12 protein-coding genes and 1 pseudogene are annotated in these 13,528 nt (G+C 62.6%); 8 read left to right on the top strand and 5 right to left on the bottom strand.

The annotated features are described in order from the left end of the window. Nucleotides 1-30 precede the first annotated feature (30 nt). A complete protein-coding gene (locus OO015_RS08510; RefSeq protein ID WP_265940802.1) occupies nt 31-747 on the bottom strand; it encodes a metal-dependent transcriptional regulator in 717 nt (238 codons plus the stop codon). 89 nt (nt 748-836) lie between these two features. Here OO015_RS08510 and OO015_RS08505 point away from each other — a divergent pair, with 89 nt between their 5' ends. Both OO015_RS08505 and OO015_RS08500 read left to right on the top strand, forming a co-directional pair. Further along, a complete protein-coding gene (locus tag OO015_RS08505) occupies nt 837-1,787 on the top strand; it encodes a metallophosphoesterase (RefSeq protein ID WP_265940801.1) in 951 nt (316 codons plus the stop codon). Then, nucleotides 1,784-2,872 carry a DUF1786 domain-containing protein gene (locus tag OO015_RS08500; protein WP_265940800.1) on the top strand — a complete coding sequence of 363 codons (1,089 nt, stop codon included), beginning with the start codon at nt 1,784-1,786 and terminating at the stop codon, nt 2,870-2,872. Before OO015_RS08505 ends, OO015_RS08500 begins: the two co-directional genes overlap by 4 nt. Here the strand turns inward: OO015_RS08500 and OO015_RS08495 are convergent. Continuing rightward, on the bottom strand, nt 2,869-3,903 hold the full coding sequence (locus OO015_RS08495; protein WP_265940799.1) for a polyprenyl synthetase family protein: 1,035 nt from the start codon (nt 3,901-3,903) through the stop codon (nt 2,869-2,871). The two genes, OO015_RS08500 and OO015_RS08495, sit on opposite strands and share 4 nt — an antisense overlap. A 141-nt stretch (nt 3,904-4,044) precedes the next feature. Here OO015_RS08495 and OO015_RS08490 point away from each other — a divergent pair, with 141 nt between their 5' ends. Continuing rightward, nucleotides 4,045-4,740 carry a zinc metallopeptidase gene (locus OO015_RS08490; protein ID WP_265940798.1) on the top strand — a complete coding sequence of 232 codons (696 nt, stop codon included), beginning with the start codon at nt 4,045-4,047 and terminating at the stop codon, nt 4,738-4,740. 188 nt (nt 4,741-4,928) lie between these two features. Continuing rightward, nucleotides 4,929-5,243 (top strand): annotated as a pseudogene (locus tag OO015_RS14225) (hypothetical protein); the annotation flags it as partial. 222 nt (nt 5,244-5,465) lie between these two features. Here the strand turns inward: OO015_RS14225 and clpX are convergent. Genes clpX through tig form a run of 3 tightly spaced genes read right to left on the bottom strand, consistent with a single transcriptional unit; the run spans nt 5,466 to nt 8,867 of the window. Continuing rightward, nucleotides 5,466-6,731: an ATP-dependent Clp protease ATP-binding subunit ClpX gene (clpX, locus tag OO015_RS08480; RefSeq protein ID WP_323053851.1), complete on the bottom strand. Its 1,266-nt coding sequence runs from the start codon at nt 6,729-6,731 to the stop codon at nt 5,466-5,468. 31 nt (nt 6,732-6,762) lie between these two features. Then, complete coding sequence (locus OO015_RS08475; protein ID WP_323053850.1) at nt 6,763-7,380, bottom strand: ATP-dependent Clp protease proteolytic subunit; 618 nt, start codon at nt 7,378-7,380, stop codon at nt 6,763-6,765. Nucleotides 7,381-7,394: 14 nt separating this feature from the next. Further along, a complete protein-coding gene (tig, locus tag OO015_RS08470; protein WP_265940795.1) occupies nt 7,395-8,867 on the bottom strand; it encodes a trigger factor in 1,473 nt (490 codons plus the stop codon). Between the two features lie 248 nt (nt 8,868-9,115). On the opposite strand from tig, the gene OO015_RS08465 reads away from it, so the two are divergent. From OO015_RS08465 to OO015_RS08450, 4 genes are all read left to right on the top strand, one after another. Next, complete coding sequence (locus tag OO015_RS08465; protein ID WP_265940794.1) at nt 9,116-9,877, top strand: SCO1664 family protein; 762 nt, start codon at nt 9,116-9,118, stop codon at nt 9,875-9,877. Between the two features lie 240 nt (nt 9,878-10,117). Next, complete coding sequence (locus tag OO015_RS08460; RefSeq protein ID WP_265940793.1) at nt 10,118-10,564, top strand: SRPBCC family protein; 447 nt, start codon at nt 10,118-10,120, stop codon at nt 10,562-10,564. A 51-nt stretch (nt 10,565-10,615) separates the two neighbouring features. Continuing rightward, on the top strand, nt 10,616-11,086 hold the full coding sequence (locus tag OO015_RS08455; RefSeq protein WP_265940792.1) for a (2Fe-2S)-binding protein: 471 nt from the start codon (nt 10,616-10,618) through the stop codon (nt 11,084-11,086). 53 nt (nt 11,087-11,139) lie between these two features. Then, on the top strand, nt 11,140-13,491 hold the full coding sequence (locus OO015_RS08450; protein WP_265940791.1) for a xanthine dehydrogenase family protein molybdopterin-binding subunit: 2,352 nt from the start codon (nt 11,140-11,142) through the stop codon (nt 13,489-13,491). The last annotated feature ends 37 nt before the right edge of the window (nt 13,492-13,528 follow it).

Raw genomic sequence — 13,528 nt, 5'->3', positions numbered from 1 at the left:
CAAGATCACGCTCCGTTCCCGATCTCGCGGTTACTCGGACTCCGGCGCAGGCGCACCCACACCTTCCGCTGCGACGTACACTGCCCGTGAGAGGGACGGTCCGACGTAGTGCTCCCGGTCACCGACGCGAATGCGGAGTGGGCCCTCGAACGGGAGTCGCTCGACAACTTCGACACGCGTACCGGGGCGAATACCGAGTTCAGCGAGGTAACGCAGCTGCTCTCGATCGTGGTCAGCCACGTGGAGGACCTCGACAGCACGTCCGGGCCGAACGCCATCGAGACGGACGCAAGGCCGTTCGGGAAGGGAACCATCGACCCGTGGAATCGGATGACCGTGCGGATCAGCTGTCGGATAGCCGAGCCGCGCATCGATCCAGGACTCGAGCTCCTCGGACAGTCCATGCTCGAGCCGGTCAGCTTCTTCGTGTACCGCTTCCCAGGGGTAGTCGAGCACTTCGGCGAGGAAGAGTTCCAACAAGCGATGGTGACGGATCACCTCGAGCGCGATACCCCGGCCTCGTTCCGTCAGACGAACGCCGCGGTAGGGTTGGTGTTCGACTAAATGCAGCGCGGCGAGACGCTTCAGCATATTGGTCACCGATGGACTCTGGACCCCAAGGCGCGCGGCGATCGCTTGTGTCGTGACCCGCCCCTCCTCGCGCTCGAGGGCATAGATCACCTTGAGATAGTCCTCCATCGCCTGGGTGATCGCCGGCCGTCCGCCGGCTCGCCGTTGTTGCCGCACTGGTACACTCCCAGAGAACCGTGCCCACTCGTGGGCGCGCTCCCGATTTCGGGGAAAGTATACCTGGAACGGATGTTCGAAGGATCAGCATGGTATCGCGACGCTACCGTGTAGTGCGAATTGTAGCCGGTTGCCTGGCGGCTGCCAGCCTCACCATCGCCGGTACAGCGACGCTCGAGCCGTATGCACTCCGCACGCGGTACGCCCGGGTATCTCTTCCGAGAACGTTCGAGTCCATAGAGGGTACGAGAATCGCCTTTGCCACCGATTTCCACGTTGGAGGTCCAGGCCCCTCCGCCCGAAACACGGTCGAAGCGATCGCGCGCATCCGATCGTGGCACCCCCACCTCGTTCTCCTCGGTGGCGACTACTTCGACCAGGGCAACATCAGCGAGACGGCGGTCTTCGACGGTCTGCGGGACCTGCAGCCCGTCTTCGCAGTTCTGGGCAATCACGATTACCGACAGGGATTGCACAATGCTCAGAGGATCGTTGGCTTGCTCGCGGAGCGCGGCGTGCGGGTGCTGCGGAACGAATGCGTTCAGGTCCACCTACCTGATGGTGGACAACTGGAAGTCGTCGCACTGGACGACCCGTATAGCGGCCTGCACGACACCACCCTCTTGACCCGGCCGTCGAACACGCGTCCACGCCTCCTGCTTGCCCATTCTCCTTCCGTCCTCGAAGCAGTCCCGGTGGGAAGCGCCGACCTCGGTCTCTTCGGCCACACGCACTGGGGGCAAGTTCGCTTGAACTGGTCGCGCTGGCTCAACCCGCTCGACGCTGCGTGGTATCTCGATAAAATCAGGAGGAAGCCGCATGCGCGTTTCCAGCGCGGCTGGTTTTGGGTACGCGGCATGCTCGCCTACGTGAGTTCGGGCATCGGACAGACACAACTCCCGTTTCGCCTCTTCGCTCAGCCGGAGGTCGTCCTCCTGGAGTTCGATGCCAGCGGCGATGATCCGCGCTGGCCGTGTGATCATCCGCGACGGTACGTCCAAGAAGCGCGCTCCGTATCGCCCCGGGGGACGAAACGATGAACCGGACCATTCGTATCCTCGCTATCGATGTGGGGGCTGGAACACAGGACATCGTCCTGTATGACTCCGCGTGTAATCCGGAGAACTTCGTCAAGCTGGTGCTTCCCGCGCCGACACAAGTCGTCGCCGCCCGTATCCGCGCCGTGACGACCCGTGGCACCCCGCTCCATCTGGCTGGCTTTCTGATGGGTGGTGGCGCCAGCAGCGACGCTATCCGCGAGCATCTCAGAGCCGGTCTTCCGGTCACGGCCCATCCCGAGGCCGCGTGCACGCTCCATAACGACCTGGAGCGTGTTCGGGCACTCGGAATCGTGCTTACCGAGCTTCCGCCGCTCGGTGCCGAGGTCGTCCGGCTCGGTGATGTCGATGTCCCAGCACTGGCAACTGCGCTCCGTGCGTTCGAAATCGAGCTGCCACCGATCTGGGCGATCGCCGTGCAAGACCACGGGTACGACGAGCGGACGGACGCACACGAGTACCGATACCGCTTCTTGCAGGACCTTCTGGCCCAGACGAACGATGTGCGGGCGCTCGCCTACCGAACTCCTCCGCCATACTTGCTCCGCATGCGGAGCGTCCAACAGCAGGTTCCCGGGTGCGTGCTGATGGACACCGGACCAGCTGCCGTACTCGGCGCACTCTGCGATCCGACCGTCTGGACTGCCGCGCAGACGCACGGCGCCGTCGTGGTGAACATCGGGAACATGCACACCTTCGCTGTTGCCCTCCGCGGGACACGGATCTATGGCCTGTTCGAACACCACACCGGTGGGGTGACTCCAGCCGTGCTCGCCGAACTCGTTCATGCCCTGCAGGAAGGGACGCTGCAGCATGAGCAGGTCATCGCGCTCGGTGGCCACGGGGCAGTCTTCACGAAGGGTTACCGTAACGCTGCGCCGTTCCCCTTCGTCGTGATTACTGGCCCCAACCGATCGCTCGCTCGGCCACTCGGCTGGTACGAAGCAGCGCCGTTCGGTGACATGATGGTTACCGGCTCGTACGGCCTCATCGAGGCGACGTTACGACTGCTGGAACGAGAGTCCGGTACTGTCCAGCCGTCGCTCTTGCCTGGGGCACCCGCCTAACCTTCCCGAATCACCAGGCGCTCGACCAATTCCTGAAGCGGTCGCGCCCTGACCGGGTCCGGCACGAGCTTCTCGAGGAGCCTGCTCGCTGCCTCGTGGTAGTCCCGGACTTCTGCTCGTACGCTTGCCTGCACGTCGTATCGATCGAGCAAAGCCAGGATCTCATCGACAGCCTCCGGTGGCAGGTCACGAAGACCTGCCCAGAGTTCCTGCACCCTCCGGCGGTCAACTGGACTCGCTCGCTGGAGCAAATTGACGATCGGGAGGCTCTTTTTGCGTCGCCGGAGATCGTCGCCGTGCGGCTTACCGGTAAGCGCTGGATCACCCCAGATACCGAGATAATCGTCCTGCAACTGGAAGCCGAGCCCGAGCAGACGCCCGAACTCGTGGAACCCTTCCGCCTGTTCCGGCGAGGCTCCAGCCATTGTCGCCCCAGCCCAAGCAGCGAACGCCACCAGGGCAGCCGTCTTTCGCTCGATCATGGTGAGATATGCGTCAGCCTCGACCGCCTCTCGACCTTCGAAACTCAGATCGAGCACCTGTCCCTCGACGATGCGGAGCGTCGTGTCGTTGAAGCGTCGAAGGAGCTCGGTACCACGATCAGTCTCGAGACGGCGAGCAGCCTCCAGTGCGGCGAGTTGGCTGAGAGTGAAGAGTGCGTCACCAGCGTTGATCGCTTGTGCGTCTCCCCACAACCACCAGACGGTCGGCCGGTGCCGTCTCGTCTCGCTCCGGTCTTGGATATCGTCATGGATGAGCGTGAAGTTATGGAGCAGCTCGATCGCTGCCGCGACCCATGCGGCCTGCGCCGGATCACCACCTGCAGCGACACAACAACGGAGGCAGAGAAGTGGGCGAAAACGCTTGCCGCTCGCGGCATTCGTCGGTCGAAACGTCTCGTCCACCCAACCGAAGTGGTAGGCGATGACCTGATAGAGGGGCAACGCGCCCGCCACTTTCGGAAACCGCTCATCGTGCTGCGCGACGAGGCCGCGCATGATGGTCTCGACTGGCGCGAGTTCGTCAAACACCGGATCTCCTCCACTCTTCAGAACTCTCGACGATACCGAGAGACGCAAGCCATACTTCTATCGATCGTTGCACACCCGAGTGGTCGCGGCGACCAGACGGCTGCTCGGGTGTGGAACGATCGAGAAACGGAGGGTGAAGCGATGTTCTACTTCGATCCGATGTATGTCGTCTTCCTCGCACCGGCGCTGCTGCTGATGCTCTACGCGCAGTGGCGGGTCCGATCGACGGTCGGCAAGTATGGTCAGATACCGAACCGGCTGGGATTGTCCGGGGCACAAGTGGCGCGAGCGATCCTGGATCGCAACGGGCTCTTCGACATCCCAGTGGAAGTGACGCCCGGGCAACTCACCGATCACTACGATCCGCTTCGCCGGGTCGTTCGTCTTTCTGAGCCGGTCTACTATGCGCGGTCGGTCGCCGCGCTCGGGATCGCTGCCCAGGAAACCGGACACGCCATCCAGCACCAGCAGGGGTACGTGCCTCTGCAACTCCGAACGGCCATCGTACCGGTGGTGAATCTCGGCACCAATCTCGGCTGGATCATGATCCTCGCTGGGATCCTGGTCGGGATCACCGGGCTGGCGTGGGTCGGCGTGGCACTCTTTGCCAGCGGCACACTCTTCGCGTTGTTGACGCTCCCGGTCGAGTTCGATGCCAGCCGGCGAGCGCTGGCCGCGCTCACCACCATGGGCATCGTCGACCGGACTGAGCTCGACCAGAACCGAGAAGTGCTCAACGCCGCAGCATTGACGTACGTCGCCGGTCTCGTCGCTGCAGTATTGAACCTCTTGTACTGGATCAGCGTGGTCAGTGGCATGCAGCGCCGGAGTGAGTGAACCCACCTATCGACGCCCGGGCCAGCTGGCCCGGGATTTTTTGTCTTCCCCCTCGATCGCCGTCGAAACACCTGCGCTCCTCACGAAACCGAGGTGCGAAACAGCCAGCGCACGTTCGCCGGTCATGGTAGGCTCGAAGGGAGGACGAACCATCGCTGTCGAGACGAGAGGTACAGGGAGGGTGAGCGGTGGCGATCGATATCAACGAACGGCGGGCTATTCTGCAGGAGATCCAGAGCGCCTGGGTGGAGTTACGCAATGCGCTGCGCAGCCTCACCGAGCATGAGATCGTCGAAACCGGTTCGTGGGGCCCGTACTCCTTCAAGGACATGATGGCTCATATCGCGACATGGGAACGCATCCTGATGCAACGTATCCAGGCACTCGAGGAAGGTCGCGAGCCACCGACGGTCGAAGATATCGATGCCTTCAACGAGGATGACATCCGTCGAAACCAGCACGTGTCTCTGCGCGAGGTCTGGGATCGCTTCCTCAAGACGCACGAGAAATTGCTCGAACTGCTCGAACGCACTCCGGTACTGACTCGCGAGCTCGTCGCGGCTGATACGTACGAACACTATCGGGAACATCTCCAGGACATCCTGGAATACGAGAAGCGTCGCTCGCCACATCGTCGTCTGAAAAGGAATAGTGCACAACGAGAAACGAGCGAGGGCCGGGAACTCCCGGCCCGTCGTCCATCGCTCGCTCGATCCGGTAGGGATTCACGCACTCTGCTCGTACTGAAACGCCACCGGCTCGTCGTTGGCCGTCAAGAGGAGCGGAGGTCGCCGCCGGTAGATGACATCGGCCGTCACCACGCACTTGCGAACACCCTGCATCGACGGAAGCTCGTACATGACGTCTAACAACACCTCCTCGAGCGTCGTGCGCAAGCCGCGCGCACCAGTGCCACGACGTTCTGCGAGATCGGCTGTTGCGTGCAGGGCGTCCGGGGTGAAGATCAGCTCGACGTTGTCCAGTGCGAACATCTTCTGATATTGCCTAACCAAAGCATTCTTTGGTTCGACCAGAATCCGGACGAGGTCATCGTGGGTCAGGGGGTCGAGTGCCGCGACGACCGGTAGCCGCCCGATGAACTCTGGAATCAAGCCGAACTTCAAGAGATCGTCCGGTATCACCTGGTGAAGCACGTTCTCCTCGCGCCCGTCTTGTCGAGCAGCCTTCCCGAAACCGATCGTCGAGTCCTTACCGATCCGACGGCGCACGATCTCGTCGAGTCCCTCGAAGGCGCCACCGCAAATGAACAAGATATTTTTCGTGTCGATCTGGATGTATTCCTGATGCGGATGTTTCCGTCCGCCATGTGGCGGCACGTTGGCGATCGTCCCTTCGAGAATCTTCAGGAGCGCCTGCTGGACGCCCTCACCAGAGACGTCGCGCGTGATCGAGGGGCTGTCGCTCTTGCGTGCGATCTTGTCGATTTCATCGATGTAGATGATGCCGATCTGCGCACGCTGGATGTCACCGCCGGCTGCCTGGATCAGGCGCAAGAGAATGTTCTCGACATCCTCGCCGACGTACCCAGCCTCGGTCAACGTGGTCGCGTCCGAGATAGAAAACGGTACGTCGAGCAGCCTCGCCAGCGTCTGTGCCAGGAGAGTTTTCCCACTGCCGGTCGGTCCGATGAGCAGGATATTGCTCTTCTGCAGTTCGACGTCACTCTCCTCACCGAGCAAGATGCGCTTGTAGTGGTTGTAGACAGCAACGGAAAGAACCTTCTTGGCACGATCCTGCCCGATCACATACTGGCTGAGCTGCTCGTAGAGCTGCTTTGGTGTGGGTATTTGGGTGAGTGCGGGGACGGAGCGCTTCTGCGGTGCCTCCTCCTGGATAATTTCTTGGCACAGCTGGACGCACTCGTCGCAAATGAAGACCCCGTTGGGGCCAGCGATGAGCCGGCGAACCTCTTCCTGACTCTTGCCGCAGAACGAACACCGATAAAAGACCCGTCCCCCTCGTGTGGTCATCCCCATGTACCCCTTCTCCACCCTCGATCCATCAAGTCCGCTGTAGCTTCACCGGCTCGAGCACGTGGTCAACGATACCGTATTCCTTCGCCTCGTACGCGCTCATGAAGTAGTCACGCTCGGTGTCACGCTTGACACGCTCGAACGGCTGCCCGGTGTGGAACGCCAAAAGCTCGGTCAACATGGTGGTAAGGTTGAGTGTCTCCCGAGCTTGGATCTCGATATCGGGTACCGATCCGCGGAAGCCGGACGTACCCTGGTGAATGAGCACGCGCGAGTGCGGCAGCGCGAAGCGCTTCCCCTTCGCACCGGCCGCGAGCAACACTGCAGCCATGCTCGCGCCGAGACCGATGCAGTAGGTCGCGACATCCGGCTCGATCATCTGCATCGTATCGTAGATCGCCAGCCCAGCGTAGACCAACCCTCCCGGGCTGTTGATGTAGAGCTTGATATCCGCTTCCGGATTCTCGTGAGCGAGGAACAGCATCTGCGCGATCACCGCGTTGGCTACCTGATCATCGATCGGTGTACCGAGGAAGACGATCCGATCGCGCAGCAGCCGCGAGTAGATGTCGTATGCTCGCTCCCCGCGACTGGTCGTTTCGATCACCATCGGAATAACGAGTTCGGGTCGGATGTCTCGGTCCATGGTCCCTCCTACGATCACCCTCGTTCGCTGTCTTCGACTAGAACGTGTTCGGTCGATTCCGACGAGGTCCCGCTGGCTTCCGCTTCGGCCAACGGCGCATCGGCAACCGGTTGCTCCTCCCCCGGCTCGCTCGACGGCGCTTCACCGGACTCCTCTCCTTCACCACCCGCGAGCAGTGCCGCCGCTTCACCGGTGACCGGACCACGGCCTTCCGTCACCAGCTCGAGCAGTCGTTCGCTGACCTTGCGCTCGTGCAGCTCGTCTGCCAGATAGCTGCGGATCGACGGGACATTGTAGAAGGCCCGGTATTCGTCAGGCCGACCGCTCGCTGTCGCCAAACGCTCGATTTCCGCTTCCAGCTCCTCCTCGCTGACCTGGATCCCCTCCGCCTCGGCGAACGCCTCCAGGACGAAGTACCGGCGCAAGCGGGCCTCCGCTTCCGGTCGGAGTTCCTGCGCGAACTCCTCGAGCGTCTTCCCTTGGAAGCGCAAGTACTCCTCCAAACTCGTCCCCTGCTGGCGCAGGCGCTCGCGCAGCCGCTCGATATCGGCCGCCACCTGACGATCGATCAGCGCTGGAGGAAGCTCCAGCTTGGCGACTTCGACCAACCGCTCCACCGCCGTCTGGAGCACCTCGGCCCGAGCCGCCTGGGCCTTCTGCCGCAACAGGTCGCGACGGATCCGTTCGCGCAGCTCGGCGAGCGTCGCAGCGCCTAGCGACTGCGCGAACGTGTCGTCGCGTTCCGGAAGCTCGCGCTCTTTCACTTCGTGCAGCTTGACCTTGTAATGCAACGTTTTCCCGCGCAGCTCCGGACTGATGCGTTCGTCATCCTCGGCAAAGGTGATATCGAACTCGGCCTCTTCGCCAGGCAGCAGGCTTCGAATGGCCTGATCGATCTCAGCGAAGAGATTGCTCTCGCCCAGCACGAACGTCCCGTTGCGCAGCGGTTCCTGGAATGGTTGGTCACCCTCGAACGCTTCGATGTCGACCACGACCTGATCGCCATCTTGCGGCCGGCGCGGCTCAGCTGGCACCCGCCAGATCGCTTGCCCGCGACGCAGCTGCTCGATCACCTCGTCGATTTCCTCTTCGGCGACCGTGACCTCGCGCGGTTCCACACGGATGTCCCGGTAGCCATCGAGTTCAGCGCGCGGATAGATCTGTACCTCGACCCGGAAGGCGAGCGGTTCTTCCTGGTAGACCTCCACTTCCGGATCGGAAACCGGGACCAAGTCGTGCTGCTGCAAGGCTTCACGGTACAGCCGATCCATCAGCTCGCGCTGCGCCTCGGCGATGATGTATTCCCGTCCAACACGGCGCTCGACCAACCGTCGTGGCGCGCGGCCAGGACGGAAACCCGGAACCTGAACCCGCTGACTGATGCGCCGGAACGCCCGCTCGACTGCTTCTTCGAATTCTTCCTGGTCCGCCGCGATGTCGAGTCGCACCGTACTGTGCGGCAGACGCTCGACCGTGACCTTCACCACCGCCCCTCCCTGTCCATGTTCATCAGCGCCTGCGTGCCGATCGACTGCACCGTTGCCGCTCCGGTTCGATCTGTTTCGCGCTACCTCGGGGTAGCCGTCGCGACCGCGCTCTGCGGCCACCAGCGTTGCCGAGGGCCGACGTGCAAGCCTAATCGTACTCGTTCGCGGCGTCCGGCAACCAGAAACCTGCATATGGTATCGTTGTGCAGCGCGATGTCGTTATCCCAGACCGCACGGACACTCGAACGATGACGACTCCACGAACCGATCGCCGAACGACCCGCTACTGGCTCACGACAGCTCACGGCCCACAGCACGTTCGCAGACTGCTCCGTGCCTTGCGGCATGGGACCATCGCGCAGATGGACCTCGTCCCGTGGGGCACCAACGGCACGTTCGCGGTCGTGCTCGAGCAGGACCTCGTTCCGAACCTCATCGGCATCTACAAACCAGCCCGGGGAGAAACGCCACTGTGGGACTTCCCCGCGGGCACTCTCTACCGGCGCGAATACGCGAGTTATCTCTTGAGCCGGCTACTGGGCTGGGCATTCATCCCTCCCACGGTCATCCGCGACGGACCGTACGGCATCGGAACCATGCAGCTCTATGTCGAGCCGGACGATCGGCCGCTGCGCGGCCGGGCGCTCCGCGATCAGCTTCAGCGCATCGCCCTGTTCGATCTCGTGACCAATAACGCCGACCGCAAGGGCAGTCACCTGTTCCAGGGCCGCTACGATTGCCGTATCTGGGGCATCGATCACGGATTGACGTTCCATGTCGACCCCAAGCTCCGAACAGTGATCTGGGATTTCTGCGGCGAGCCGATTCCCCACCATCTGCTTTGGGACCTGGAGCGGCTGCTGCGCCATCGTGCCCGCATCGGGGCTATCCTCACCCGCTTCCTCGTTCCCGAAGAGGTGCAGGCCTTCTGGCACCGTTGTTCCTACTTCCTCACACACCCGGTCTACCCGCCACTCAGCCCGCGACGCAATATCCCATTCGGTTGGTGAGCCACTCTGTGCATGCCCCCACCACTGCCGGTGGTTTCAGGAACACGCCTCCTCTCGCTCCACACACCTCTTGACCATGCTCAAGATCGGCCGTATGATGAGGTTGGATGCCACGAACCCGCCGAGTCGTTGCGATCAAGCCAATGCCGGAGCGATGACTCGTCCGTGAGGTTGATAGGACCGAAGACGGAACAGGTGGCGGGTAGTGCGTGCGAGGCCGAACAGGGGAAGGGAGCGAGGGTGAAAATCTCAGGTTCGTACACGATTCGAGCGCCGCGCGAAGCGGTCTTTTCCCAGCTGACCGATCCACAGGCTATCGCCAATTGTCTACCCGGTGTCGAGCAACTCAACCGGGTCGCGCCGGACCAGTACGAAATGGCGATGACGGTGGCGATCGGTCCAGTCAAGGGTACCTTCACCGGGAAAGTTCAGCTCTCCGATATCAATCCACCCGAGTCATACCGGATGGCGATCGAGGGACAGGGGAAGCCCGGCTTTGCCCGCGGGAACGGTTCGGTCCAGCTGAGAGCTGTCGACGAGCAGACGACCGAAATCGTCTACGAAGGTGATGTCGAGCTGGGTGGCCCCTTCGCCGGTGTTGCGCAGCGGATGCTGGGAGGTGTCGCCAAACGGATGATCGAGCAGTTTTTCTCCTGTATCGAGCGCAATATGGGAGCGAGCCAGTAGCGATCGTTCGCGAGTGGGATGCGCACGAGGTGAGCGGAAAGGAGTGAGGGCATGCAGATCACCGTTACCGTCAACGGCGTGACCTACACGCACGACGTCGAACCGCGACTCTTGCTCGTCCATTATCTCCGCGACGTACTCAACCTCACTGGGACGCATATCGGGTGCGACACCAGCCAGTGCGGTGCTTGCACCATCCTGATGAACGGCAAGGCAGTCAAGTCCTGCACGATCTTCGCGGTGCAGGCCGACGGGGCCGAAATCACCACGATCGAGGGGCTGGCCCGCGACGGGCAGCTGCACCCGGTTCAGGAAGGGTTCTGGGAAAAGCACGGCCTGCAGTGCGGGTACTGCACGCCCGGCATGATCATGACCGCAGTCGACTTCCTCCAGCGCAACCCGAATCCGACGGAAGAGGAAATCCGCCACGCGATCGAGGGGAACCTGTGCCGCTGCACCGGTTACCAGAACATCGTGCGAGCGATCCAATACGCGGCTGAGAAGATGCGCAGCGGGAGCTGAACCGAAGGGTCGAGCGGCTGGCTTCCGGGCACCTCGCAGCGAAGGAGGGAGCCATGGCTGTCACCAAACTGTTCGGCGCAGCAGTCAAGCGACGCGAGGATCCGCGACTCATCACCGGTCGCGGGAATTTCACGGATCACATCCGGCTCCCTGGCACGCTCGTCATGGCGATCAAGCGAAGTCCGCATGCCCACGCTCGCATCGTCCGGATCGATACGAGCAAGGCACGGGCGATGCCTGGAGTGGTCGCGGTGTACACCGGGCAGGATCTCGTCGATAAGCTGGCCCCGGTACCGTGTGCCTGGCTGATTCCGGATAGCGACCTCAAGGTGCCGCCGTATCGCGCTGTCGCCGTCGACAAGGTGCGCTACGTCGGCGATGCCGTGGCAGTCGTTGTCGCCGAAAACCGGTACATCGCCCAGGACGCAGTCGAGGCGATCGAGGTCGAGTACGAGCCGCTCCCAGCTGTCGTCGACCAAGAGAAGGCCCTGGAGCCGGGTGCTCCGCAACTCTACGATGACGTTCCCAACAACCTCGCCTTCCACTGGAAGTTGCACGCTGGCGACTTCGAGGCGGCCTGGAACGCGGCCGAAGTGCGTGTGTCGCGCCGCTTGATCAACCACCGGCTGATCCCGACCGCGATGGAGCCGCGAGGCGCCCTGGCAGCCTACAACCCCGGCACCGGTGAACTGACGATCTGGTGCACGAGCCAGAACCCGCACGTGCACCGGTTGCTGCTCTCTGCGGTTACGGGCCTACCGGAGACGCAGATCCGCGTCATCGCGACCGATGTGGGTGGCGGCTTCGGCAGCAAGATCCCGATGTACGCCGGTGAGATGATCGCGGCAGCGATCAGCAAGGACCTCGGCCGACCTATCAAGTGGATCGAAACCCGTCAGGAGAACTACGTCGCGACGATTCACGGGCGTGACCATATCCAGTACGTCGATATCGCCGCCAAGCGCGATGGAACGATCACCGGTGTACGAGTCCGTGCCTACGCCAACATGGGGGCGTACCTCTCCACTGCAGCACCCGGTGTTCCGACCTGGCTGTTCGGCTTGATGCTGCAAGGAGCGTATGCCATCCCGGTCGTCCACTGCGACGTCTACGGCGTGCTGACGAACACCACGCCGACCGATGCCTATCGAGGTGCTGGGCGACCAGAAGCGACCTACCTGCTCGAGCGGATGATCGATCTCCTCGCCCGTGAACTCGGCATGGATCCGGCGGAGATTCGCCGCAAGAACTTCATTCCGAAGGACAAGTTCCCCTATACGACCCCGACCGGGCTCCAGTACGACAGCGGCGATTACGAAGCGACGCTCGACAAGGCGCTCGAGCTGGTCGATTATCAGAACCTCCGGCGGCAGCAAGCCGAGCTGCGCCAGCAAGGGCGGTACATCGGGATCGGCTTCTCGACATACGTGGAAGTGTGCGGCCTGGCTCCCTCCCAGGCTGCAGGTGCGATGGGCTTCCAGGGCGGGCTCTGGGAGAGCGCGACGGTGCGCGTGCATCCGACCGGCAAGGTGACCGTCTTCACCGGCTCCAACCCGCACGGGCAAGGCGAGGAAACGACTTTCGCGCAGCTGGTCGCCGACGAACTGGGTGTCCCGTTCGAGGACGTCGAGATCGTGCACGGCGACACTGAAATGGTGCCGTTCGGGATGGGCACCTACGGAAGCCGCAGCACAGCAGTCGGTGGCGCTGCTCTCGTTCACGCGTGCCGGAAGGTCAAAGAGAAGGCGCAGCGGATCGCAGCCCATCTCCTTGAGGTATCGCCCGAGGATCTGGCCTTCGAGAACGGCCGGTTCTTCGTCAAGGGTGCGCCGGATCGGGGTATGACGTTCCAGGAGGTCGCCCTGCAGGCGTATCTCGCCTGGAAGCTACCGCGCGAGATCGAGCCGGGACTCGAAGCCACGCATTTCTTCGATCCGATCAACAACACCTTCCCGTTCGGTTGTCACATCTGTGTGGTCGAGGTCGACCCCGAGACCGGGAAAGTCCAATTCCTGAAGTACGTGGCCGTCGACGATGTGGGGAATGTGATCAACCCCATGATCGTCGATGGGCAGGTGCACGGTGGTATCGCGCAGGGACTTGCACAGGCCGTGTACGAGTTCGCTGCCTACGACGAGAACGGGCAGCTATTGAGCGCCTCCTTGATGGACTACGCGATTCCTAAGGCGAGCATGCTGCCATCGTTCACGGTCGATCGCACGGTCACACCGACACCGGTCAACCCGATGGGCATCAAGGGCGCTGGCGAAACCGGCACGATCGCCTCGACGCCTGCCGTCGTCAATGCAGTCATCGATGCGCTCGCGCCCTTCGGCATCGACCACATCGACATGCCCTTGACGCCGGAGCGGATCTGGCGAGCGATCCGCGAGCGGTCGCGTTGACGAGAGTGATCGGAGGCTGGAACGCTCCAGTCTCGTT

Source organism: Thermomicrobium sp. 4228-Ro (genome assembly GCF_026241205.1).
In the GTDB taxonomy this organism is placed as follows: domain Bacteria; phylum Chloroflexota; class Chloroflexia; order Thermomicrobiales; family Thermomicrobiaceae; genus Thermomicrobium.
This window is presented reverse-complemented; position numbering and strand designations above follow the sequence as displayed.